This is a genomic window from Kitasatospora cathayae (assembly GCF_027627435.1).
GTDB classification, from domain to species: domain Bacteria; phylum Actinomycetota; class Actinomycetes; order Streptomycetales; family Streptomycetaceae; genus Kitasatospora; species Kitasatospora cathayae.
Window position 1 is genome coordinate 182,210 of the sequence record NZ_CP115450.1, and the last position, 22,832, is coordinate 205,041.

The following is a 22,832-nucleotide window of genomic DNA, read 5'->3' on the forward strand; positions in this document are numbered from 1 at the left end:
GCCCCTGTACGCGGGCAACCACTCGAACGGACGGGCGGCATCACGTCCGGCGGTGGCATCCGGCGCGCCGGGCCGGGCTGCCGAGCGGGGGCAGGTCAACCACCGCGGGAACGTCGACCAGGGCGGCGACATCGCTCGTGAGCGCGCCGCGGGCCGGAGATCCGGACGGCGGCTGGACGACCCTGACCCGGCGTCTACTACGCCGCGGCCAGTTCGCCTCCCGCGACGAACTGGCCGCGGCCATCGACACCTTCGTCTTGGCCTGCGACGAACATGGCTCCAGGCCCTACCACTGGGCCTACGACGGCAGCCCACTCAAAGCCGCATGAACCCCCGAAGGATCAACGCGGCGCTGCACTAGTTGTACTGACCACGGAGGTTGGTGACAGGGCTCACGGCGTGGTGATCTTGAAATGAGTGAGGGCCTTCTGGCTCGGTGTGGATTGCGACATCTGCACCTCAGCCAGAAAGGCCCTCATGCCACACCGTAACGCACCGCTGACCGAGACCGGACGCCTGCGCCTGGCCCGCTGCGTGGTCGACGACGGCTGGCCGTTGCGGCGGGCCGCCGAGCGCTTCCAGGTCTCACCCACCACGGCCAAGCGCTGGGCGGACCGCTACCGGGCGCTGGGCGAGGCCGGTATGAGCGACCTCTCCAGCCGCCCGCACCGCAGCCCCCGGCGGACCCCGTCGCGCACCGAGCGGCGGATCATCAAGGTCCGCGTCCTGCGCCGCTGGGGCCCGGCCCGCATCGCCTACCTGCTGCGGCTCAACCCAGCGACCGTGCACCGCGTGCTGACCCGCTACCGGCTCGCCCGCCTGGCCCATCTGGACCGCGCGACCGCCCGCCCGGTGCGGCGCTACGAACGCGCCGCACCGGGCGAGTTGGTCCACGTCGACATCAAGAAGCTCGGCAACATCCCCGACGGCGGCGGCCACAAGGTCCTGGGCCGTGAGGCCGGCCGCAAGACCCGTTCCGGCGCGGGCTACAGCTACCTCCACAACGCCGTGGACGACCACTCCCGCCTGGCCTACAGCGAGATCCTGCCCGACGAGCGCAAGGAGACCGCCACCGCCTTCTGGGCCCGGGCAAGCGAGTTCTTCGCCCGGGCCGGGATCACCGTCCAGCGCGTGCTGACCGACAACGGCTCCTGCTACCGCTCCCGGACCTGGCGCGATGCCCTCGCGGCCGAAGGCATCACGCACAAGCGAACCCGGCCCTACCGGCCCCAGACCAACGGCAAGGTCGAACGCTTCAACCGCACCCTGCTCGACGAATGGGCCTACGCCAGGCCCTACCGCACCGAACAGGAACGCCGCGACGCCTACCGCCTGGCTCCACACCTACAATCACCACCGCGGACACACAGCACTCGCAGGCAAGCCACCCGCCAGCCGCGTCCCCAACCTCACGAGTCAGAACAACTAGTGCTGGAAGAGTACTTCCGGATTGTTCGGCGAGGGGCCGTTCAGCAGCGGACGGTGGATCCCCTTCAGCGTCTGGTCGAAGAACGCTGTCACGTACTCGCGGGTGATCTCCACCCCGCGTTCCGGTGAGAGGGGCGCCGTCGGGAACCCGGCCTGCTCCTGAAGCAGGTCCCCGTCGGAGAAGCTGAAGTGGTCGGCGCCGGTGACCGTCAGCCACTTCTTGTAGCCGCCGAGGGCGGCCCAGTCCGGCTCCCACTCGCCGCCGGCCAAGTGGTTGGAGGCGGCCACGCCCAGCATGAGGAACGGCCGGTTGATCTGGCCGGGCTTCAGGTCCGGTTGGAAGGAGCCGTCCATGTTCACTCCGGCCAGTACTCGCGGGTCGGCGGTCATCGTGGCGGCAGTCGCCGCTCCGCCGAGGGAGTGTCCGGCCATGCCGATCCTGTGCTTGTCGATGAGGTGTGCCAGGCGCCAGGCGGAATTGCCGTGCGTCAACTGGTCGATCACGAAGGACACGTCCCGCGCACGGCTGGCGGTGACGGCCTTGAAGTCGAGTCCCGGCGGGGCATCGCAGATCACGCACGCCGGCGTCTCGCCGTTCGCCAGCGTCTCGCCGTTGTCCTCATAGGTGTGGCCGACGAGCGCGACCACGTAGCCGTGACTCGCCAGCTCGGTCGCGAGCGAGGTGAGCGTCATGCGCGGGTTCTCGTACGCGGGTGAGAGGACCACCAGCGGATGCTTGCCGTGCTGCGGCCGCGCGCCGTCGAAGGCGCGAGTGGCGACGTTGGAAAGGCTCTGTGGGGTGATGCCGGAGCCCGCCGGCACCTTCTGGCGCTGGAGGACTCCGGCTGCCTCGCCGAGGGTCATGTAAGGGGCCGGAGTCCCGGTCCCGGGGACGGCCGGGTAGACCATCGTGACGGCCAGTTGGCGGGGGCCGGATGACGGCACCCACGGGTCAAGACGGCTCGCGTCGGTGAGGTGGATGACCTCCTCGCCGGCGGCGTAGGGGCCGCTCGGCGCGGGGAGCGCGCCTTGGAAGGACCGCGGGGGCGCGGCGGCAGCCGTGGCGGCGGTCGCGTGCACGCTGGACGGCGGGGGCGTGGCGGCGAGTCCGGTGCCGGTCGCGGCCACTGATGCGGCGAGACCCAGGATTGCGACAGCGCTGATACGGCGCTTGCGGTTCGAGGTGGTGTTCACGGGCACGATCCTGCCCGGCCCCGCCCTGACGCTCGATCATGCTGGTTTCCGACTTCAGGGTGGTACTGGCTACACCCTGACTCCAGCGCCGCTGGCCGACTGCGGGAACAGCGGTCGGAGTCCCCTCCACGGTAGCGGCCGGTCGTGCCGGCCCCGGGCGCCACGCGGAGCCCAGGGCCGGCACGCAGGGCACGGCGTCGCCGGACACAGCGGGGCGGCCGGGGCGGCTACCGGCCCGCCGCCGCTTCGCGCGCCTCCCGGGGCCGGGGCCGGTCCTCCGCCGGCGCGCAGGGGAATCCCTCGCAGGTGCGCCCGTCGCTGCCCCAGGGGCGTTCGACTCATCCGCCGATCAGGTCCAGGACGCGGGCGTTCACCGGCTGCCGCACGGCGCGCCGGTAGCCCTTGGGGCCCTGGCCCCGAGGGTCCGGGCGGAAGAGATGGCTGAGGCCGGCCACGACGTGCCCTTCGAACGGGCCGCGCGCCAAGCGGCCGATGGCATCCACGTCCTGCGGCGGGACCTGGAGATCGGCGCCGCCCGTCACGGCGAGGAGCGGAACCGTGATCCGGGCGAGGTCCGGCGCCGGGTCGTGGGCGATGAAGTCACGCGTCCACCGCGCGTTCACCCGCTGCCCCTGGAGGCGCAGTTCGGCGTCCTCGGAGGCGAGGATCCGCTCCAGGTTCCTGCGCTGGAGGCGGTGGACGTCCGTGCGCATCACCCGCAGCAGGAGCGTGACCGGCAGCGGGAGTTTGGTGGCCAGCTGCTCCGCCTGCCAGGCGAGCACGTCGGCACCGGGGCGTGCGGCCGCGGAGAGCAGGACCGCTCCGGCCGCCTGGTCGTCGGCGGCGAGCCGGGCCGCGTACCAGGCGCCCTCGCTGTGTCCGACGACCAGCAGGGGCCGTACGGCGGCGCGGTCGGCGAGCCAGGCGAGGGCCGCCCGCGCATCGGCGAGCCCGTCGCCCATCCCGCTTCGCAGGCAGTCCCCGCCGCTGCCTCCGACGCCGCGCTTGTCGCAGCGCAGTGTCGACACCCGGGCCCTTGTCAGGGCGTCCGCCACGGCACGGGTGACTCTGGTTCTGCGCATCGGCCCGCCGGGCAGGCGCACGTCCGAATCGCGGTCCACCCTGCCGGAGCCGGGGAGCAACGCGGCGGCGACGGGGTCGGCAGCCTCGGTGAACGTCCCCGCCAGTGCACAGCCGTCGCTGCTGATGCGTACCGCCTCAGCTGTCATGATCCCTCCCTCTTCCTCGTGGTCGCCGTTGCCGCGTCACCGGCTCGAACGGCGTGGATGCGCGCGCGGGCGCGGTCAGTTCGGCAGGGCGCCCTCGACCAGCGCCACCGTCGCGCGCGGGTCGCCGACCTCGATCACGAGGCGGGCGTAGCGCTCGTCGGCGAGCTGGATGACCACTGCCTTCGCCGGGTCGCGGACGTCCCAGAAAGTCCTTTCGCCGTCGATGTGGAAGGTGCCGGCGGTCGCGACGCCCGGGACGTGGGTGCCGGGGGCGCGCAGCCCCTTGGGCTCCTTGGCGATCCCGGGGTCGGTGGTGGCGCCGCGCACGTGGGCCAGCGGGATGGTCAGACGGCTCTTGAGCGCCCAGAGCTTGTCCAGTCCCTCGATCTCCACGATCAGGTTGTCGCCGTCGATGCTGACATGCGCCATGGTGAGTCCCTAAGAATGTGAGGCGGGCCGGGAGGACCGGGTGTGGCTGATGGTGCTCTGCCGTTTGTGGCTCGGAAGGAATGGCCGCCCGGTCCTTCGGGATGCTCCGACTGCTGATTGAGGACTGCGGTCATCGCTGGTTAGGGACCTGTCGGCGGAGTGTCTTCGGACCACGAGGTGCTGGTCACGAGGGATACCGAGCGACGGGCTTGAGCGCGTCTCACGAGCGGGCGCGGGCTGACCGACGTTCCTCCCCGGAGGCTCCGGGCGGGAGCCCCCGGGGGACGCGCCGGACCTCACGCGGCTCGTCGCCGTCGCCGTAGACCGACGAGACGCTGCGGTTCCGCTGCTCAGTTCCTCGACGCCTGTTGGGCGTTGTCCGGGCGGGCGAGGTCCAGGCAGCCGGTGAAGAAGGCGGCGAGCTTGTCGATCGCCGGGTCGATGTACTCCTCCTTGTCGTAGAGGTCGACGTGGCCGGCGCCTTCGATCCGGTACAACTCCGCCGACCCGGTGGCCCGTTGGTGCGCCTCGACCGCCATCCACGCGGTGACGGCGCGTTCGCCGACGATCTGCAGCAGCAGCCGGGGCCGATCAGTGGGACGGCGAAGAACGGGTCGTGGCACGCCAGTCGGTCGATGCTCTCCCCGGCGAGGCTCGATTGAGTGACGGGAGTGTGTACCGGATCGACGGCCGAATCCGTTCAAGAACAGGAGGAAAGACGCAGACGGCCGGGCCCCGGAACGAGGGGGTGCGTTCCACACGGGCCCGGCCGGCGGGAGGCCAGCAGCGCCGACAGGAGGCGCGGCTGCTCTGCTCGGCGGCCCGGTGGGCGCTGTGGTGGGGCCGCCGTGCCGGGAATGCTAAACCCGCCCATCAGCCCATGGCCAGGGCTTTGACCTGTACATCGGCCTGGTCGCCTTCGGCGCGCCGTTCCTGGCCAATCCGGACCTGGTCCGCCGCTCCGGGAGAACCTGCCGCTGCCGCGGCCGCCCCGGCCACGTTCTACGGCGGAGGGGGGCCGGCTACACGGACTACCCGTCCTACCGGGGCGACGAAGCCGCGGCCGATGTCCAGTCCGGCATGCCGCCGCACCCGGCGCTGCAAGACCTGCCGACGGTCGGCTGCCGCGCCTGCCCCGGGGCAGTGCCACCGCCAAGCCGGAAGGGCGTCTCGAGAGGGTGCGAGGGCCGCCGAAGAACAGCTGGAGGCCACCCGTACAGCCAACGCCGCGCCCCGACCGGCTGGAGTGCCCGCAGTGCGCACGGGACCGCGCCGAGAAGAACCTGGGCCCGCTCGTGCCCAGCGGCACGCTGCCCACCTCCATATCCACCACCAACCCGCTCGGCTGGACCTCCAGCAGCACCGTCGCGCCCACCCGGGCGGCGGTCACCCACGCCGTGGACTCCAACGGTCGGGTCACGGATGTCACGTTCGACGCTGCACAGGGGGGCAGCACGCAATCGTTCCCCCCACCGACCGTGAAACGACCGACGGGCGCCGAAACCGAGGCGGTCGAGGTGCGCTTCAGCGACCAGCCCGGTCAGTATCACCTTGGCTTCAACGACGGCTGGTGCATTTCACGCTATCAGGCGGGTTCCGGCAACAACCACATCACGGAGGCGCCCTGCGACCACGACCTCGATACCACGCGGTGGAGGTTCCATCAGGGCCAGATCGTCACCCCCACCCTCAGCGGGGCGCTGCAGCCCAGCCCGAACGCGCTGGGAGCCCGACTGGTCGTCGACACCGGCATCTACCAGTGGCAGCAGGAACAGTTCGACCCGCAACCCGGCTCGGCCAATCCGCCACCGTCCGATCCTCCACTGGGCAACCCGCCATCGCCCAACCCGCTGAAGCGCGTGATGATCGTCGGTGACTCGATCAGCAACGGGCACGAGGGCGACGCCACCTGGCGGAGCCGGCTCTGGCAGTGGAGCCAGGAGCAGAACTGGCCTGTCACATTCGTCGGACCGCTGACCGGGACCGTGAAATCGAAGGACCCCCACCCGCCCGTGGCGCCGACGCCGACGAAAAGACAACAGCCCGAAGCGCCGAATCCGGATCCGGACCAGTTCACCGGGGCCTACGCCAGGGACCTCGCCGAGGCGTTCAGCAACGGCGCCTCGGCGCACTACGCGATGTGGGGCCGGCAGCTGGGCCAGGACGTGCCCACCATCGAGAAGGTGATGAACGACCTGAAGGACAAGCAGCAACTGCCCGACGTGCTGCTGGTCGAGCTGGGCTTCAACGACATCGGCTGGACCGGTGCCGGCGCCGACCTGGTCGACACCATGAAGAAGTTCATCGACAACGCCCGCGCGGCCAATCCCGACGTGCGGCTCGTGCTGGCCAACCTCCCCCAGCGCACCACCCTCGGCAACGCCAACCCACAGCTGCCCCAGCGCACCACCGCCTACAACGAGGCGCTGGCCAAGGCGGTCACCACCTGGAACACCGCCACCTCCCCGGTCGCGCTCGTCGACCTCAACGCCGCGATGGGCTGCGACCCGACCGCGACCACCTGCGCGACCACCTACGACGGGCTGCACCCCAACCCGCTGGGCGAGTACCGGATCGCCCAGGCGTTCGGCACCGTACTGCACGAGAAGTTCGGGGTCGGCTCCCGGGCGCCCAAGGCGCCCGGCAGCATGCCCGACCGGCCGTTGGCCACTCCGGCCGACGTGAAGTTCGACGGCACGCAGCAGGGGGTGACCATGACCTGGCCCAAGGTCTTCGGCGCCCACGACTACGACGTGCAGTGGCGCGAAGTCACCAACGGCAGCACGTCCGACTGGACGGACAGCGTCCCCGGCGCCGAGGCCAACCGCTGGGACCTCGGCTGGCAGTTCACCAACCAGCCCTACGACGGCCACCGCTATGAGGTGCGGGTGCGTGCGGCCGCCGGGGATCTCAAGTCGCCGTGGTCAAACCCGGTCAGCGGCATCGCCCACCCCACCACGGCACCGCCCCCCGCGACCATCGACGTCACCCCCGGCGCCGGATCGGTCGACGTGGTCTAGACGGCGCCCACCGGGCCGTACAGCGACTCCGGCAGCAGCTACGCCCTGTGGATCTGGGACGAGGACACCCCGCTGGTGCACTCCCGCATCATCGGCTACGCGTCCTCGGCACGCACCGCCCACGTCGACGGGCTGACCGCGGGGCACCACTACCGGGTGTTCATGGACACCTGGAACGCGGCCGGCGAGGGCAAACCGCGCATCGCCGGTACTGTGACACCGAACTGACCTCCCGCCACCGCGATCCGCCGGCGCTCCCGATGCGGACCCCGCACGGGAGCGCCGCCACACCGGCGGTGGCCCTGCTACGCGGGCAAGAGGCTCTGCCGGGCCTGCTACGCCCGGCACGCGTCAGACCTGACCGAGCACGACATCCACGACGTCTCCGAAGGCGGTTTGTCACCCGACAGGTTCTGGATAGGCACGTCGGCAGGACGGGCCTGTCTACAAGCACTGCGGCAGCCGCTCAGGCCAAGAAACCGGCTGCCCGTTCGTCGAGCTCCTGGGCGGCCGAAACGCCACGGTTCTTGAACTGGGCGAGGCTCTTGCGCATCTCCATTACCGAACGGCGGGTGCGGAGGGACCGAACGCCGGCCATGGCGTCGAGCGCGCGGTTCCAGGTGCCGCATGCCTGCTCGATGCCGCCGTCTGCGAGTTCCATCTTGGCCTGGGCCACCAGGTCGAGCGCGAGGATCCTCGTGTAGGTCGTAGCTGGTCGGCTGGCCGCTGCTGCCGCGTAGTCCTCCGCCGCGCCCTTCCGGTCGCCGAGTAGACGGTGTCCGCGACGACGTGCGGGACTTCGTCGTGGAGACGATCGGCGCCAAGGACGGCATCCTGGTCGGCGACGACACCGGCTTCCTGAAGAAGGGCTCGCGGTCGGCGGGTGTGCAGCGGCAGTACACCGGGAGCGGGGTGAGGTCGCCGGTCTCCAGGGTGATGCGCAGAGCCTCGACGGGGAGGAGCCGATTGCCGGGCCGGCGCCGGGCTGTCGTGCGCGGCTCGTGTCGGGTGTGCTGGTAGTGCGCCTCGGACGCTTCGCCGCCTGCCTGGGCATCCCGGCCCTCCGCACGGCCAGGACGAGCCCGACTGCGGCAGTACCCGCCCGCCGGGGACAAGTCGACGTCGGTGCTACCGAGCGGGGTTGACCGCGAGGTCGCCTACGGTCGCAGGCCGCGCATCAGGTTGGTGACGAGTCCGGCCGCGAACTCTTCGGTGACGGGCTCGTCGGGGATGAGGAACCGGTGGTAGCAGGCGCCCCAGAGCTGGTCGACGACGATGCGCGGGTCCGCGTCGGCCCGTAGCTGGCCGCGTCGCTGGGCGCGCTCCAGGACCTCGACGGCCAGGCGGCGGCGCGGTCCTGAGTAGTGCTCGCGGAAGGCGGCCGCCAGGTCCGGGTCGGTCTGCGCCTGGCCGACCAGTTCGGCAACGATCCGGCCGGCCGGGGTGTCGACGGTGAGGTGGACGAAGGCGCGCAGCTGGGTGAGCAGGTCCGCCTCGATGTCGCCGGTGTCGGGGAAGGCGAGGGTGTTCTCGACTGCGTTGAAGTAGCCGTCGAGGGCGAGCGCCCCCTTCGAGGGCCACCACTTGTAGATCGACATCTTGCTGACGCCCGCCGTCGCGGCCACTCGCTCGATCGTGAAGCTCGCCATGCCCTCGTTGAGGAGCAGCGTGCCGGCGGCGGACAGGATGTCGCGGCGTACCTCGTCGGCCGGGCGTCGGCCCCGGCCGCGCCGGACGGGCGCGGCCGGGGCGGAGTCGCTGCTTGAACTCGGTGTTGATGCCCTGGTCACCGCTGTCTCCTCGGTCCGGTCGGATGCGACCTCCCCAGTCTATATGGACGCAGCGTCTACATGTTGCTAATGTGGACGCTGCGTCCATTAAAAGTCGGGCCGAACGCGTCCGGCCGGCCAGAAGGAGTTCCGCCATGACCATCTCCACCAGCAGCACCACGCCGCGCGTCGCGATCGTCACCGGCGGGTCCGGCGGCATTGGCCGGACCGCCGCCGAACGCCTGGCCGCCGACGGCCTCGCCGTCGTCGTCTCCTACGCGGGCAATCCGGCGCACGCCGAGGAGGCGGTCCGGGTGATCGAGAAGGCGGGTGGCACCGCCGTGGCCGTCAAGGCGGACGTCGCCGACGAGGCCGAGGTCGCCGCGCTCTTCGATGCGGCCGAGGAGCGCTTCGGGGGTGTCGACGTCGTGGTGCACGCGGCCGGGATCATGCTGCTCGCCCCGCTGGCCGAACTCGACCTCGCCGACTTCGACCGGATGCACCGCATCAACGTGCGCGGCGCCTTCGTCGTTGGGCAGCAGGCGGCCCGGCGGGTCCGCAGCGGGGGCGCGATCGTCAACTTCTCCAGCTCGGTCACGAAGATCGCACTGCCGAACTACGCCGCCTACGCCGCGACCAAGGGCGCCGTCGACGCCATGACGCTGATCCTCGCCAAGGAGCTTCGGGGCCGCGACGTCACCGTCAACGCCGTCGCCCCCGGACCGACCGCGACCCCGCTCTTCCTTCAGGGCAAATCGGACGCCGTCGTCGAGCAGCTGACGCTCATGTCGCCGCTGGAGCGCCTGGGCACCCCGGACGACATCGCCGAGGTTGTCTCCTTCCTGGCCGGCCCCGCCCGCTGGGTCAACGGACAGGTCCTCTACGCCAACGGCGGCGTCATCTGACGGCCGGTCGACCACCCCGCGCTCCCCGACAGCCACCGAAAGGAATGTGAGCATCATGTCCAAGGTCGTTCTCGTCACCGGCGCCTCCAGCGGCTTCGGCGCCAGGACCGTACGCGCCCTCGCCGACGCGGGCCACCGCGTATACGCCGGCATCCGCCACACCACCGACCGCAACCGTCCCGCCGTCGCCGATGCCGCCCGCTACGCCGCCGACCACGGCGTCGACCTGCGCAGCGTCGAACTCGACGTCAGCGACCAGCACTCGGTGGACGCGAGTGTCGCCCGGATCGTCGCCGAGTCCGGCCGGATCGACGTGGTCGTGCACAACGCCGGCCACATGGTCCTCGGCCCACTGGAAGCATTCACCCCCGAGCAACTACACGAGGTCTTCGACGTGAACGCGGCCTCCACCCAGCGGGTCAACCGCGCCGTCCTGCCCCACCTGCGCCGGCAGGGCGACGGCCTGCTCGTGTGGGTCGGCTCGACCAGCACCCGCGGCGGAACCCCGCCCTACCTCGGCCCCTACTTCGCCGCGAAGGCCGCCATGGACTCCCTCGCCGTCACCTATGCCGCCGAGGTCGCCCGCTTCGGCATCGACACCACGATCGTCGTCCCCGGCGCCTTCACCTCCGGCACCAACCACTTCGTCCACTCCGGCCGCCCCGCCGACACCACCGTCGCCGACGCCTACGAGACCCGCTACGCGGGCCTGTCGGAGCAGGTCGGCGCCCGCCTCGCCGAGATCACCCCGCCCAAAGCGGACCCCGCCGAGCTCGCGGCCGCGATCGTGGCGGTCGTCGACACCCCCAAGGGGCAGCGGCCCTTCCGCGTCCACATCGACCCGGTCGACGACGGCGCCGAGACCGTCAACCGCGTCGGCGACATGGTGCGCACCGCCTTCTACCGGCGCATCGGCCTCGACGACCTGCTCAGCCCACGCGTGGACGCCTGATCGGTACAAGGCGTGGACGCGAACGTGGCAAGCGTCCCTTTCGTGCCTTCCGGAGCTGACCGCCACTGGTCGGCCCCTGCGCAGATCGGATGGGATCTGAGCTTCCCCCGCTGCGAGGGAGGTGTTGATTACCTGGTCAGGGCGGGTGTGGGTGGTTCGACGGCCACTGGTTCGGCCCTCGCCTGGTCGGCGTAGTACTTCGCCTCGTATTCGTCGGGGCTGAGCCAGCCGAGGCGCTTCTGGATGCGGCGGGTGTTGTACCAGCCGTCGATGACCCCGTTGCCCAATTGCCCTATGCGGCGAGGTCGAGTGCTGCGAGGTGTGATGTCCGGGTGTGGGCGAGTGGCTTTTCGTTCCACCAGGCGTCAAGACGGATGAGGTTGATGGCTGTGGCCGTCAAGACGTGCGCCAGATGAGTCTTTCGCAGGCCGATGTAGCGGGTCTGGCGCACGCCGGTGGCCGCGATGGCCTGGTGGATCGTGCCTTCGACACCCGCGCGGACCGCGTACCGGTCCTTCCACTCGTCGGTGGCCTGCTCGGCTCGGAGGCGCTCGAGAACGGCGTCTTGTTCCTGCGGGCGGATGGTGAGCTGCCGACCGTAACGGGTGGAGCTGGTGCACTGGTCGCGTACCGGGCAAGGAGCGCACGTCTCGGTGGCGAAGCGGATGCGGATCGCAGGTCGCTGGTTGTTGTCGAGTCCTTCGGTCCAGTACCGGCTGACGGCACTGTTGGGACAAATTGCATGCCGCTCAGTCCAGTTGATGGCGAACGATGCCTTACCGAAGCCATTGGCCTGCACCGTCTGGCGGGTCGTGTTGGGTCTGACCGGGCCGATGACGCGCACTCCGTACTCGGTCGGGGCGGTCAGCAGGAGCTCGGCGGAGATGTAGTCGGCGTCCATGTAGTGTTCGGCGGGCAGCAGGCCCTTGTCGTCGAGGCGGTCGTGGATCTGGTCGACGACGACCGGGTCACCCGCCGTGGCGTCCGTGGTGACGACATGGGTGACCAGGTGTGGACGGCCGACTTCGGGGGCGTCGCAGGTCTCGCTGAAGTGGACCTTGTAACCGTCCCATGCCGATCCGCGCTTCACCGCGTTGCGGGAGTCCGGGTCATAGGGTGAGGTGATCCTGACTCTTCTGGGCGGGAGATCGTCTTTCCCCCGCCATGCCACCTCCTGCACTCCGTCGATCACCGTGCGCTTGAACTGCTGCAGCCATACAGTCCGCAGGGTGGCGACAGCAGGGATCTCCCGCAGCCAGCCCGGAGCCGAAGGAGACACCACGGCTTCGAGTAGGAGGTATCCGTCAGCCGCGATGCGCCAGGTGAGCTGGACCCGCTTGGCCTCCTCGCTCGGCAGGCGATAGGAGTCCACTCTTGCCCCGTAGCGGTCCTGCCATGAGGGATCCATCCAGGAGGTGAGCCATCCGGGCGCCGAGACGGCGATCGCCTCCAGTGCCGCCCGAAGGGTCTCGCCCACGAACTCCAGACGATTCAAGTTCCTTACCACAGCGAGGACATGGGTGGAGTCGGTGCGCTGCCGGCCTCCTGCCGCGACCAGTTTCAGTTCGGCCAGTCGCTCCAGCAGAAGATCCAGAATCCTCTCCTCCAGGCCGTGGGCCAGGAGCCGGTCCCGGAACCCGGTCAGCACGGTGAAGTCGAAGCCCGGATGGGCCAATTCGAGGCCCAACAGGTACTTCCAGTCGATCCTGGCCCGGACCGCGTGGGCGGCCTGCCGGTCAGTCAGGTTCTCAGCGAACTGCAGCACGCACACCAGCGCCAGCTGTCCGGGCGAGACCCCAGGACGGCCACGGACACCGAAGGCCGATCGAAAGACCTCGTCGTCAAACAATGGGCCGAGCGAGTCCCGGACCCGCATCGCCAGGCACCCCTTCGGAAACGCCGCGCGAGCGACCACCCGTGTTTCCTCGGGAACCTCCCGGCCCGAACCGCCACCCATCGACATCTCTCCACCCCGTCCCGCGACCGCACGACGGACCCGAAACCCCGGCCGCTGACACGAATGCTCCGGCTCACCGCTGCCGCGCGATGATGAGATCACGCAGGTTCACCCAATTGGGCAACGGGGTCCGTCGATATAGGCGAACAGTGCGAGGTCGGCGTCTGTACGGGTCGTGAAGGTCGTACGGCGGACACACTCGGTCTTCAGAGGGTGTCCTGTGAGCCTTCGCCGGGCTTCAGCTTGAGGTGGCCCTTGGAGTGGTCGGTGCCGGGTTGGTGAGGGTGAAGAGGCCGGGCTCGGGTTCGGTGAGGATGCCGCGGCTGACCAGGCGTTTCAGCTTGGCGCGGGTGCCTTCGGTGTACCGTGGCTCGGCGCCGAGGCCAAGGGCCCCGGCAGACGTCCTTGGCACGGAGTCCTTCTCCCGCTGTCTCGATGGCGGCCAGGATCGCGCGGTATCCGGGCGGCAGTGTCTCGGGTAGCTCCGTGCCGTCCTCGGCGGCCAGTTCCAGGACGGTCTCCCGGGTGATCTGCAGACGCTTCAAGGTGTCTTCGGCAGCGGCGAGTTGTTCGGCGAGACGAGCGATCTGTTCGCGCAGTTCTTCAGCTGTTTCGCGGACGAACCGCTGCCGGGACTCGATCTTGTCCAGGAGTTCCCTCATCGACGCTCCCGCTGGTCACAGGTACTGAACGCCAGGGTGGCGGGTCGCGCCAGGTCGGGGTGGCGGCGCGGGTGAGGCGGCGGAGCATCACGTCGGTCATGGACCAGTGGATCACCGCCACCGAGCTGGCCGGCTTGGCCTCGTAGTCCCGTGCGAGCCTGCGGTGGAGCATGAGAGTACCCAGCGTCTGCTCGACCACCCACCGTTTGGGCTCCGGTGTGAACCCTCGTTCGCCGGGCTCACGTTGAACGATCTCCACGTCGATGCCAAGTGCGGCGCCGTGCTCGACGACCGCGTTCTTGAACCCGGCGTCCGTCCATGCCTTGGTCACGGTGGGCGCGGCGCGGACGCCCTTGTCCAGCAGCGCGATGCCGATCGCGTTGTCGTGGACACCGGCTGCGACCACGACGGCGGCGATGACCAGACCGAGCACGTCGGTGGCGATGCCCCGCTTGCGGCCCGGGCTCTTCTTGCCCGGATCCAGCCCGGTCGTGTCCTTCGGCGCGTTCGTCGAGGCCCGCACGGTCTGGGAGTCCAGGACGACTGCGGTGGGGTCCTCGTGTCGCCTGCGGCTTTCGCGGACCTGCCAGCGCAGCAGGTCGTGGATGGTCTCGGCGGTCCCATCGTCGCGCCATGCCCCGAAGTAGTAGTACACGGCACTCTTGGGCGGCAGGTCGTGGGGCAGGTAGCGCCACTGGCAGCCGGTGCGGGCCTGGTAGAGGATCGCGTTCACGATCTCCCGCATCTCGTACCGGCCGGCATGACCGCTGACCGAGGGATGCTTCGCCTTCCATGCGGTGAGGACCGGCCGGATCAGCCCCCAGGCTTCATCCGACAGGTCGCTCGGGTACGCAGGACGCTCACCCACATCCATCAGCACACCGCGCCGACGGCTCGCCGTGAAGCACCGGAACCGGACAACCTGCCTTCAAGGACTACGAGAACCACGCAAGACTCGCAGAACACCCTCTCACCACCGGTTGTCGGCCCGGTTAGCCCGGTACGCGGCCATCGATGTGACGGTCAGCGGTCCCAGCGGGGTCTCGCCGAGCGTGGTGAAGTCGAAGTGGCGGTATAGGGGGACGTTCGCCGGGTCCGCAGTGGTCAGGTGGACTGCTCCCGGCGTCGTCGTCAGGACGTGGTCCAGGAGGGTTCGGCCCACTCCACGGCCGGTGAGGTCCGGGCGGACTCCGACGAATTCCAGGGTCCAGGCCCCCGCTGGGGACCCGCCCTCGGTGGCGGCCAGATAACGCAGGGTCCGGCCGAGGGCACGCGGCCCGCTGCTCAGCAGGGTCCGGGCCGCCCAGAGCGCGCGGGCGCCAGCGGACGGGGTCGCGCCCGGCGGGGTCAGGACGGCTGCCGCCAGGAGCCGTCCGTCGGTGTCCACCAGAGCCGTACGGCGGGCCCCGGCGAGGCCGGCATGGGTGCGCAGGGTGGCGCGGAACCAGCGAGCGCGAGCGGAGTGCGCGCCGCCGCAGATCCAGGAGACGGCCGGCTCCCGGGCGAACGCGGCGGCCAGCAGATCGGCGCAGGCGGCCGGGTCGGGGTCGGTGTCGATCCGGCGGGAGGCCGCGGCAGTCAGGTCCTCAGACATCCCGCCCCCGCTCCAGGGGCGCCTCGGGCACGAGGTGGCAGACGAGCAGTTTGAGAAAGAACAGTGGTGCAAACCAGGCAAGCGTTGCCGGCACCGGCAGCCAGAACAGGTTGACCAGGACGGCTGCCATCAACACCGCCATCGCCACGGGCCGCCTGAGGTGGACGGGCGCGAACTCCACCGCCACCGCCCCGCCGAGGAGCAGCACGGCATTCGCCGAGGTCCAGGCGAGGTCGCCGGAGAGGACGTACAGCCCCATCGCGGCGAGGTGGATCAGGTGCGCCAAGACGAACAGCAGCCGGGCGCGCCGCGCCGCCGGGTCGGCCCGGTGGTACCAACGCTTCGCGGCGTTGGTGGCGTTGGTCAGGACCCCGCCGATCAGGTCGAGCCCGGCCAGGGCGACCACGACGAGTTGCCCCGTCGACCAGTCGCGTGCGGCTCCCGAGCGCCACAGTCCGGCGGCCAACAGCAGGGCACAGCCGAGGAGGCCAATGGTCTCCACCGCGGACTCGGAGCGGGACTTGCCCGGACCCATGAACCGTTCCAGGCGGCCGGCGAGGCCGGACGGGGTGGCCGGTATCTCCCAGGAGATCCTCAGGTCAGTGCGCATCGTTCGGCTCCTGTCCGGGGGACGCGGTCGCCGCTGCACCCCACAGGCCGCGCAGGAGGCGCCACAGCTGGTCCGAGGGGTCACCCTCCGGAAGGCCTTCGAGGGATCCGCTCGTCATCAGGGCCACGGCCCAGGCGTCCGCGGCCCGGACGACGGCGGCGGTCGCCGACACCATCAGTGCGTGGTCCACATCGGTACAGATCATCCCGAGCCGACGGCCGTCCGTGACCAGGGCGCCGAACCAGTCGAGCCACGGGCCGCCGTCGCTGCGCCCAATGGCAGCGTCGGCGAGGGCCAGGTCCTCGGGGTGGTCCCTCAGGTGGGCGGCGAGGGCGGCGGATCCAGCGGTGAACCGGGCGCTGAAGTCCTCCTCATCGCGGGCCGGCTCCCAGGGTCCGAGGGTGTCCAGCAGTCGGTCGAGGACTCCGTCGAGGACCGCGGTGAGCAGGTCCTCCCGGCCGTCGAAGTAGTGGTAGGCGGCGGTCTTGGAGACTTCTGCCGCCTCGATGATCTTGTTGTAGGAGGCGCCTTCGGCGCCGTACTCGGCGAAGTGCCGACGCGCGACTCCCAGGATGTGCTCCCGGCGTTCGGCGGGCAGGCGGTCGAAACGAGGAAGAGGCATGAACACACGATACGCACTATCAGGGTGTACCGCTAGTACACCTCGCGATCCGTTTGCGGAACCTGTCACGCTTCCGGGCCGACTCCTACGACTGCCTGGGCGAACGACGCGACGCACTGTTCGAACTGGCCGACGCGCTGCTGTGCACCGAGGGCCCGGTGAAGACCCTGCTGGACCTCGCACTCGCCCCCGAGCACCACCGCGGACACGACGCCCTGTACGGCGCGCTGAACAGGGGCCGCCTGGATGTCGACCAGTTGCGGACAGGGCTCGCCGGCCTGCCGCTGCCGCGCGCCGCCGACGGCCGTCCGGTCCTCGCGGTCGACGTGTCGCCGTGGCTGCGGCCGGACTCCGCGACCTGCCCGGACCGCTCGTTCTGCCACACCTACGGACGTGGCGATGCCAAGCACCAGATGATCCCGGGCTGGCCGTACTCGGTCATCGCCGCGCTGGAGACCGGCCGCACGTCCTGGACCGCGATCCTGAACGCGGTAAGGCTTGGAGCCCGGCGCCGACCTCGCCGCCGTCACCACCGCCCAGATCCGCGACGTGGTCGAGCGCCTGGTCGCCGCCGGCCAGTGGCGCGACGGCGACCCCGAGATCCTGGTCGTCCTCGACGCCGGCTACGACGCCCCACGCATCGCCCACCTGCTGGACGGCCTGCCGGTGCAGATCCTCGACCGGCTCCGCTCGGACCGCGTGATGCGCCGACCCGCCCCGCCCCGGGTCTACAACCCAACCGGCGGTCGGCCGCCCACGCACGGCAGCGAGTTCGTCTTCGGCCAGCCCGAGACCTGGGGCACCGAGCAGGCGGTCACCACCACCGAGACCCGCCGCTACGGGACAGCGGTCGCGCAGACGTGGGACCGACTCCACCCCAAACTCAGAGGACGATTCGTACTGACCCGGAAACCGGAAGGCGCACGTGATCACGCGGAGGTCCGGGTCAACGGGCGCCGCGCTTGCCGGGCTGCGGGACGACCGCGAGTGAGACGGCGGACCATGATGCCGATCATCGCCCAGCGGATCATGGTCTCCGAGTGGGCCGGACTGGTCTCGTAGTCCCGAGCCAGCCGCCGGTGGGCGGTGATCCACGAGAACGTTCGCTCGATCGCCCACCGCTTGGGCTGGACCTGGAATCCGCGCTGGTCAGGGGCCTTGCGGACGATGTCCACCTCACAGCCGAGGATCTGGGGATGGCGTCCCGCTGAGTGGTGTAGCAGAGATCTTGGTGTAACCCCTGGTCATGAAGCAGCCATCGCTCAACTCTCCGAGTAGGAAGGCTCGTTGAGTGAGAGGTGCGCGATGGCCTTGTCCCAGTCTGACCTACTCCGCCTCATGGAGTCACTGCGTACGGCGGACGGAATCGAGTTGATCAGGGTCCTGGCTCAGCGGATCCTGCAGGAGCTGATCGAGGCCGAGGCCACCGCCCGGATCGGCGCGGAGCCCGGCGAGCGCGCCGAGTCCCGCACGACCTGGCGCAACGGCCATCGCGATAAGACCCTGACCACGCAGGCCGGCGACCTGGAGCTGGCCATCCCCAAGGTCCGCACGGGCAGCTTCTTCCCCAGCCTGCTGGAGCGCCGGCGCCGCATCGACCAAGCCCTCTACGCGGTCATCATGGAGGCCTACGTGCTGGGCGTGTCCACCCGATCGGTCGACGACCTGGTCAAGGCCCTCGGCGCGGACACCGGCATCTCCAAGAGTGAGGTCTCCAGGATCTGCGCGGACCTGGACGAACAGCTCACCGCGTTCCGCGATCGCCCGCTCGGCCACACCCGCTTCCCCTACGTCTACCTGGACGCGACCTACTGCAAGGCCCGGGTGAACCACCAGATCGTCTCCCGAGCCGTGGTCGTCGCAACCGGCATCACCGAGGACGGCGGCCGCGAGGTCCTCGGCCTGATGGTCGGCGACAGCGAGACCGAGGTCTTCTGGGCCGAGTTCCTGCGCTCCCTGCGCGAACGTGGCCTGGCCGGGGTCCGGCTGGTCATCGGCGACCACCACAGCGGCCTGGTCAAGGCGATCCGCAAGGTCATGCTCGGCGCCGCCTACCAGCGCTGTCGCGTTCACTGAAGCCGTAAGGAATCAACCTGTTGCTTCGAGGGCAACGGCTCGTTGATCTGGTATGGCGATCACGGCACAGATGCTGTCCCAACTCGACTGCCGTTTCGCGGTATTGCTGCCCCATCTGAACGAGCGACAGCGGCGGCTGGCGGTGGCGGCCGAGGCGAGGCTGCTCGGCCGCGGCGGGGTGCGCGCCGCTGCTCGGGCAGCGTACGTCAGCGAGACCACCGTGCGCCGGGGCATCGCGGAGCTGGAAGCCGGCACCGGACCGTTGCCCGGTGGACGCATCCGTGCCGAAGGCGGAGGCCGCAAAACGGCCGAGGAGATCGACCCTGACCTGGTCAACGCGCTAATGGCCCTGGTCGAGCCCGACGAGCGCGGCGATCCGGAATCCCCGCTGCGCTGGACGACGAAGTCGCTGCGTCACCTGGCCGAGGAACTGACCCGGCAGGGGCACCCGGTCTCCGCGCCGACGGTGGGCCGGCTGTTGAAGCAGGCCGGGTTCAGCCTGCAAGCCAACGCCAAGACCCTCGAAGGAGCCCAACACCCCGACCGCGACGCCCAGTTACGCTATCTCAACGAACAGGTCAAGCAGCATCAGGCGGCGGGCGAGCCGGTGATCAGCGTGGACACCAAGAAGCGCGAACAGATCGGGCGCCTGCCCATGGCCGGACGCGAGTGGCGTCCCAAGGGCGAGCCGGTCCAGGTCGAGGACCACCACTTCTTCTTCAGCGGACCGGACGTCGAGCAGGCCATCCCGTACGGGATCTACGACATCGCCCGCAACACCGGCTGGGTCAACGTCGGCGTCGACCACGACACCTCCACCTTCGCCGTCGAGTCGATCCGCCGCTGGTGGAGGTCCCGCGGCCACAGCGACTACCCGCACGCCACCCGGCTGCTAATCACCGCGGACGCCGGGGGCTCCAGCGGCTACCGCTACCGGGTCTGGAAGAGCGAGCCGGCCGCGCTGGCCGCCGAGACCGGACTGGCATCACCGTCTGCCACTTTCCTCCAAGCACTTCGAAGTGGAACAAGATCGAGCACCGGTTGTTCTCCCACATCACCCACAACTGCGGACGCCCCCTGACCAGCCACGACGTCGTCATCGAAACGATCGCCGCCACCCGCACCCGGGCCGGACTGCGCGTCGAGGCCCGCCTGGACCCCGGCGACTACCCCACCGGCATCGCGATCAGCAAGGACCGCTTCGCCGCCCTGCCCCTGGTCAAGCACGAGACCCACGGCCAGTGGGTGGCCGTGCGCCGACGTCAGCGGACCCCATAGGGTGGTCTGATGTTCGATCATTTGGAGATCGTGGTGTTGCCGCCGGGACCCCGGTTCGCTGCCCAGGTGCGGTTCCGGGTCAACGGCGAGGACGTACTCGCAGAGGCGGTTCGCGAAGGCGGCCGTGGACCTTACGCGGCTGATGTGCTGCCAGCCGGCCGCCCCAGCCCTCTTCGGGCGACCGACGAGGCGCGCCGCCTGGAACTGGGGGAACCGGAGTGCACCGGTGGCTGCTGTGGCTTCCTGACCGTGGTCGTGCAGCGGTTCGGGGAGATCGTGCAGTGGTCGGACTGGGAGATGCCCCGGGAGTCTCCGCTCGACCCCGATCCCTACCCTCTGCCGGAGTTGCACTTTGACGCGAGTCGGTACGACGCCGAATTGGCTCGCGCTGAGGCGGACCGTTCGTGGCAGGTACGGCCGTAGCCCAGCACTGCGCGCCCCCGTCCGGCGGCAGGTGCTTACCGGCCCCGCGTCCGGGTCGACGGGGACCCTCCAGCAAGCCCAGGTGCTGTCGAAACTCAGGTTCTGGTCCAACTTCTGTGGCGCAGACACGCTCTGTAGTTGTGGTGGCCGGCCGCGGAGTTGTCCTTGCTATGCCATCAGGGGTTCGGCGCCCCAGGGATCGAGCCGCAGGCGGCGCCAGCGACGTGCGTCCCTGCTGTGGACGAACCGCGATCCTTCGTACCGCAGGTCGTCGATCCAGAAGTGCGGGATCTCGTGCTGCACGTAGCGGCACAGGAGCTCGACCATCCCACAGTCAAAGCGCACCCACGATTCCGGCGCGGTCCACTGGCGGCGCCAAATGACGGTCGTCCATCGATTCGGATCGGGATCAGAGGCGTACCAGCACAGCAGGTCGGCGTCCACCGTGCCGCCCCACGCGATCAGCAGTTCGGGCTCGCCGAATTCCTCGTCCTCGCCTGTGTAGCGTGCAGTCGCGGTGCTGCCACTCACGGCGGAGGACGGATCCGGGTAGACCTCGGAGACCGGGGGATTCACGTACAGGAAGTTGTCGAATGTCCCCTCTCCGTAGACCTGCATGAAGGCCTGGTAGTCGTCGGGGAAACCGTGGTCGTACTCAACGGTCATGTGCGACCAGTCAATGGCATTCCCGCCACCGATCGGCGGCGCGACCAGAGCCCGAAGCCGGCGGATCGTCTGAAGCGCGGATGTCTTGTCCTCGGACTCACCGTTCACGCTGTTCTCCTGGTCACCTGTATTGGCTGCGGCATCATGTCGCGCGCGTGAACATAGCCGAGCAAGGAAGCGGGTGCCACTACCAGCTCGGGCTACTGCGGCACTCCTCGTCAGGCCGCGGAGTGACTCCAGCATGGGCCGGTCAGGAGGCCAGCAGGACTCGCATCGCCTCCCCCAGTTCCACGGAGGCTTGTGGGCGCCGCGCAGGCACGCGACCTGGTGGGCGGCCTGTTGACGGATGTGTGCGTCGAGGTGGGCGCGCCGGACGGTGTTCATCACGACGGTGAGCACGATGACGTCTCGTACCGTCTGGTAGTCCGGCCAGGCACCGATGTGGTCATAGGGCAGGGCGCGGGCGGCGAGGCTGTGGGATGCGTAGGCCGTCGTGAAGGTCTGGAGGTCGTCCCGGTGTCCACGCAGCAGTTCGGTGCGCCAGCGGGCAGCGACCAGGTCCCATTCCGGGTGCCCGCGCCACAATGGGCGCTGCAGGAGCAGTCGCGGGTACGACCCGTCGGCGTGGCAGCGCGCCATCCCGTCGGCTCCGAGAATGACAGTGGGGGACGCGGACCATTCGATGCCTTGCCACCCCTCGCGCAGCCGGACGACGCGCTCCCGTAGGAACCATCGGTTGGCCTCGTCCAGCGGGCTACCTCCGAGACCGTCCAGCAGGCCGTTGAACGGGTCGTGGTCCTTCAGTTGCACCGCGAAGGGGTGGATTCGGTGCACGGCGGCGGTCGCCCAGGCGCTCGCGGCCGCCTTGCGGAGCGGTCGCCCGGGGCGGTACCAGAACGTGACCGCATGGCCGTCGGCGGTCGAGACGTGTCGGTAGTACGGGGCCACGACGGCCACGTGGTTCTGCTCCAGCAGCTGGGCGCCGCTCAGGAGAGCGCCCGCCTCGTCCGGATCCGTGTGCACGAGGGCGAGCACACTCGCCGCGGGCGACCACCAGGCGTGGTGCGGGTCCTCGCTGACCAGCTCGGCCCCATCGGCATTGTCACCGGTGATCGCGCAGGCCTGGGTCAGGGCCGCATGGACGGCCTTGAGCCGCTCTCTGCGGATCTCGCTGGTGATTTTGGTCAGCGTGCTGGTACGCGGTCCGACGCTCACGACGCAATCCTCGGGTGGCGGATTCGGTGGACATGGATATGAGACAGGCCTTGGGCGGAATGCGGTCTAAGGGAAGCGGCCGGCGAAAACGCACCACAGGAAGGCGATCGGAACCGGTGGCGTCTGCCCGTACGACGGCTGCAAGACGCTACTGGCGGCCTACACCGTGATGCTCAGGCAGCTGGTACCTCACCGCTCGGCTCCGGACGCGCGCGGGACATTCCGACGATGGGCCTCGCTCAGGAGGCTCGAGCGGTGGCGTCGGCCCGCAATGCCGCGCGATCCAGATCAACCATCTCGTCAGCGACCACGATCGAGGTCTGGGCCAGGCTCGACACCGCTCGCGGCACGTCGATCTCGGCCCAGACCGTCTTGCCGCCCGCCCGGAGGTCGTCAACGCCGAATCGGTCAGTGACCGCCTCGACGAGGCACAGGCCACGGCCGCTGGTGACGACCTCATCCGCCCGCCGGTGTTCGGGCCTGCCGCGCCCGGAGTCAGTCACCGACATCCGCAGCACGCCCGGCGTGTGCGTCAGAGCAGCGGTCAGCCGCACATCCGCCCGGTCTCCCCCACAACCGTGCACGATGGCATTGGCACCCAACTCGGACAGCGTCAGCTGAAGGTCTGCCACCAGCGGATCGTCCAGGTGGAGGCCGAGCCTCGGCAGCGACTCCTTCGCCCACTGGCGGACGGCGCCGATCTGGACCCGTTCGGCAGGGAACCTCGTCGTGATGGTGCGTGGTCTCGGTTCCGTGGGGCGCCTCACAAAAATTTTCGGGGGACCAGGGTCAGGTGTCGGAGC

At 69.9% G+C, this 22,832-nt stretch carries 19 protein-coding genes and 7 pseudogenes; 10 read left to right on the plus strand and 16 right to left on the minus strand.

Annotated elements, in window-relative coordinates:
* The first annotated feature begins 477 nt into the window (after window positions 1-477).
* A pseudogene (locus O1G21_RS01035) lies at window positions 478-1,429 on the plus strand (IS481 family transposase).
* Here the strand turns inward: O1G21_RS01035 and O1G21_RS01040 are convergent.
* From O1G21_RS01040 to O1G21_RS01055, 4 genes and pseudogenes are all read right to left on the minus strand, one after another.
* Window positions 1,426-2,622, minus strand: coding sequence for an alpha/beta hydrolase family protein (locus O1G21_RS01040; protein WP_270139906.1), 1,197 nt, complete (start codon window positions 2,620-2,622; stop codon window positions 1,426-1,428). The pseudogene O1G21_RS01035 and the gene O1G21_RS01040 sit on opposite strands and share 4 nt — an antisense overlap.
* Before the next feature lie 338 nt (window positions 2,623-2,960).
* Entirely contained in the window at window positions 2,961-3,851 is an 891-nt protein-coding gene (locus O1G21_RS01045) for an alpha/beta hydrolase family protein (RefSeq protein WP_270139908.1), read from the minus strand.
* Between the two features lie 75 nt (window positions 3,852-3,926).
* Window positions 3,927-4,280 (minus strand): hypothetical protein, encoded by a 354-nt coding sequence (locus O1G21_RS01050; protein ID WP_270139910.1) that lies wholly within the window; start codon window positions 4,278-4,280, stop codon window positions 3,927-3,929.
* A 350-nt stretch (window positions 4,281-4,630) separates the two neighbouring features.
* Window positions 4,631-4,923 (minus strand): annotated as a pseudogene (locus tag O1G21_RS01055) (hypothetical protein); the annotation flags it as partial.
* 652 nt (window positions 4,924-5,575) lie between these two features.
* Here O1G21_RS01055 and O1G21_RS01060 point away from each other — a divergent pair.
* A complete protein-coding gene (locus O1G21_RS01060; protein WP_270139912.1) occupies window positions 5,576-7,300 on the plus strand; it encodes a GDSL-type esterase/lipase family protein in 1,725 nt (574 codons plus the stop codon).
* 75 nt (window positions 7,301-7,375) lie between these two features.
* Window positions 7,376-7,528, plus strand: a complete 153-nt coding sequence (locus O1G21_RS01065; protein WP_270139914.1) for a hypothetical protein — start codon at window positions 7,376-7,378, stop codon at window positions 7,526-7,528.
* 238 nt (window positions 7,529-7,766) lie between these two features.
* On the opposite strand, the gene O1G21_RS01070 is transcribed toward O1G21_RS01065, so the two are convergent.
* Window positions 7,767-7,976, minus strand: a complete 210-nt coding sequence (locus O1G21_RS01070; protein ID WP_270139916.1) for a hypothetical protein — start codon at window positions 7,974-7,976, stop codon at window positions 7,767-7,769.
* A gap of 41 nt (window positions 7,977-8,017) precedes the next feature.
* Here O1G21_RS01070 and O1G21_RS01075 point away from each other — a divergent pair.
* Window positions 8,018-8,218: pseudogene (locus O1G21_RS01075) on the plus strand (transposase); the annotation flags it as partial.
* A 239-nt stretch (window positions 8,219-8,457) separates the two neighbouring features.
* On the opposite strand, the gene O1G21_RS01080 reads toward O1G21_RS01075, so the two are convergent.
* On the minus strand, window positions 8,458-9,090 hold the full coding sequence (locus O1G21_RS01080; protein ID WP_270139918.1) for a TetR/AcrR family transcriptional regulator: 633 nt from the start codon (window positions 9,088-9,090) through the stop codon (window positions 8,458-8,460).
* A gap of 134 nt (window positions 9,091-9,224) precedes the next feature.
* Between O1G21_RS01080 and O1G21_RS01085 the strand changes: the two genes are divergently transcribed.
* Together O1G21_RS01085 and O1G21_RS01090 are read left to right on the plus strand one after the other, a co-directional pair.
* On the plus strand, window positions 9,225-9,974 hold the full coding sequence (locus O1G21_RS01085; RefSeq protein ID WP_270139920.1) for an SDR family oxidoreductase: 750 nt from the start codon (window positions 9,225-9,227) through the stop codon (window positions 9,972-9,974).
* A 55-nt stretch (window positions 9,975-10,029) separates the two neighbouring features.
* Window positions 10,030-10,926: an SDR family oxidoreductase gene (locus O1G21_RS01090; protein ID WP_270139922.1), complete on the plus strand. Its 897-nt coding sequence runs from the start codon at window positions 10,030-10,032 to the stop codon at window positions 10,924-10,926.
* Between the two features lie 128 nt (window positions 10,927-11,054).
* On the opposite strand, the gene O1G21_RS01095 is transcribed toward O1G21_RS01090, so the two are convergent.
* The 7 genes from O1G21_RS01095 to O1G21_RS01125 all read right to left on the minus strand — a co-directional run bounded on the left by O1G21_RS01095 (window position 11,055) and on the right by O1G21_RS01125 (window position 16,371).
* Entirely contained in the window at window positions 11,055-11,213 is a 159-nt protein-coding gene (locus O1G21_RS01095) for a hypothetical protein (RefSeq protein ID WP_270139924.1), read from the minus strand.
* A gap of 5 nt (window positions 11,214-11,218) precedes the next feature.
* A complete protein-coding gene (locus tag O1G21_RS01100; RefSeq protein ID WP_270139925.1) occupies window positions 11,219-12,889 on the minus strand; it encodes an IS1182 family transposase in 1,671 nt (556 codons plus the stop codon).
* Between the two features lie 200 nt (window positions 12,890-13,089).
* Window positions 13,090-13,545, minus strand: a complete 456-nt coding sequence (locus O1G21_RS01105; protein ID WP_270151486.1) for a hypothetical protein — start codon at window positions 13,543-13,545, stop codon at window positions 13,090-13,092.
* On the minus strand, window positions 13,487-14,413 hold the full coding sequence (locus O1G21_RS01110; RefSeq protein ID WP_270139927.1) for an IS5 family transposase: 927 nt from the start codon (window positions 14,411-14,413) through the stop codon (window positions 13,487-13,489). The genes O1G21_RS01105 and O1G21_RS01110 overlap by 59 nt, the downstream gene beginning before the upstream one ends.
* Before the next feature lie 102 nt (window positions 14,414-14,515).
* On the minus strand, window positions 14,516-15,139 hold the full coding sequence (locus O1G21_RS01115) for a GNAT family N-acetyltransferase (RefSeq protein ID WP_270139929.1): 624 nt from the start codon (window positions 15,137-15,139) through the stop codon (window positions 14,516-14,518).
* On the minus strand, window positions 15,132-15,749 hold the full coding sequence (locus O1G21_RS01120; protein WP_270139930.1) for a hypothetical protein: 618 nt from the start codon (window positions 15,747-15,749) through the stop codon (window positions 15,132-15,134). The genes O1G21_RS01115 and O1G21_RS01120 overlap by 8 nt, the downstream gene beginning before the upstream one ends.
* Window positions 15,739-16,371, minus strand: coding sequence for a TetR/AcrR family transcriptional regulator (locus O1G21_RS01125; RefSeq protein WP_270139931.1), 633 nt, complete (start codon window positions 16,369-16,371; stop codon window positions 15,739-15,741). Before O1G21_RS01125 ends, O1G21_RS01120 begins: the two co-directional genes overlap by 11 nt.
* Window positions 16,372-16,418: 47 nt before the next feature.
* On the opposite strand from O1G21_RS01125, the pseudogene O1G21_RS01130 reads away from it, so the two are divergent.
* Window positions 16,419-17,265, plus strand: a pseudogene (locus O1G21_RS01130) (transposase); the annotation flags it as partial.
* A 35-nt stretch (window positions 17,266-17,300) separates the two neighbouring features.
* Here O1G21_RS01130 and O1G21_RS01135 read toward each other — a convergent pair.
* Window positions 17,301-17,549: pseudogene (locus O1G21_RS01135) on the minus strand (transposase); the annotation flags it as partial.
* A gap of 127 nt (window positions 17,550-17,676) precedes the next feature.
* Between O1G21_RS01135 and O1G21_RS01140 the strand changes: the two are divergent.
* From O1G21_RS01140 to O1G21_RS01150, 3 genes and pseudogenes are all read left to right on the plus strand, one after another.
* Window positions 17,677-18,444, plus strand: a pseudogene (locus tag O1G21_RS01140) (IS256 family transposase); the annotation flags it as partial.
* A gap of 55 nt (window positions 18,445-18,499) precedes the next feature.
* Window positions 18,500-19,692: pseudogene (locus O1G21_RS01145) on the plus strand (ISAzo13 family transposase); the annotation flags it as partial.
* 42 nt (window positions 19,693-19,734) lie between these two features.
* A complete protein-coding gene (locus tag O1G21_RS01150) occupies window positions 19,735-20,148 on the plus strand; it encodes a hypothetical protein (RefSeq protein ID WP_270139932.1) in 414 nt (137 codons plus the stop codon).
* Between the two features lie 168 nt (window positions 20,149-20,316).
* On the opposite strand, the gene O1G21_RS01155 is transcribed toward O1G21_RS01150, so the two are convergent.
* Window positions 20,317-22,029, minus strand: a complete 1,713-nt coding sequence (locus O1G21_RS01155) for an SMI1/KNR4 family protein (RefSeq protein ID WP_270139933.1) — start codon at window positions 22,027-22,029, stop codon at window positions 20,317-20,319.
* 239 nt (window positions 22,030-22,268) lie between these two features.
* A complete protein-coding gene (locus tag O1G21_RS01160) occupies window positions 22,269-22,796 on the minus strand; it encodes an ATP-binding protein (protein WP_270139934.1) in 528 nt (175 codons plus the stop codon).
* Between the last annotated feature and the right edge of the window lie 36 nt (window positions 22,797-22,832).

Bases quoted from the DNA above. Each gene is read 5' to 3' on its own strand.
- O1G21_RS01045 (WP_270139908.1), bottom strand. From the start codon at position 3,851: ATGACAGCTGAGGCGGTACGCATCAGCAGCGACGGCTGTGCACTGGCG.
- O1G21_RS01050 (WP_270139910.1), bottom strand. From the start codon at position 4,280: ATGGCGCATGTCAGCATCGACGGCGACAACCTGATCGTGGAGATCGAG.
- O1G21_RS01085 (WP_270139920.1), top strand. From the start codon at position 9,225: ATGACCATCTCCACCAGCAGCACCACGCCGCGCGTCGCGATCGTCACC.
- O1G21_RS01090 (WP_270139922.1), top strand. From the start codon at position 10,030: ATGTCCAAGGTCGTTCTCGTCACCGGCGCCTCCAGCGGCTTCGGCGCC.
- O1G21_RS01100 (WP_270139925.1), bottom strand. From the start codon at position 12,889: ATGTCGATGGGTGGCGGTTCGGGCCGGGAGGTTCCCGAGGAAACACGG.
- O1G21_RS01105 (WP_270151486.1), bottom strand. From the start codon at position 13,545: ATGAGGGAACTCCTGGACAAGATCGAGTCCCGGCAGCGGTTCGTCCGC.
- O1G21_RS01115 (WP_270139929.1), bottom strand. From the start codon at position 15,139: ATGTCTGAGGACCTGACTGCCGCGGCCTCCCGCCGGATCGACACCGAC.
- O1G21_RS01120 (WP_270139930.1), bottom strand. From the start codon at position 15,749: ATGCGCACTGACCTGAGGATCTCCTGGGAGATACCGGCCACCCCGTCC.
- O1G21_RS01125 (WP_270139931.1), bottom strand. From the start codon at position 16,371: ATGCCTCTTCCTCGTTTCGACCGCCTGCCCGCCGAACGCCGGGAGCAC.
- O1G21_RS01150 (WP_270139932.1), top strand. From the start codon at position 19,735: ATGTTCGATCATTTGGAGATCGTGGTGTTGCCGCCGGGACCCCGGTTC.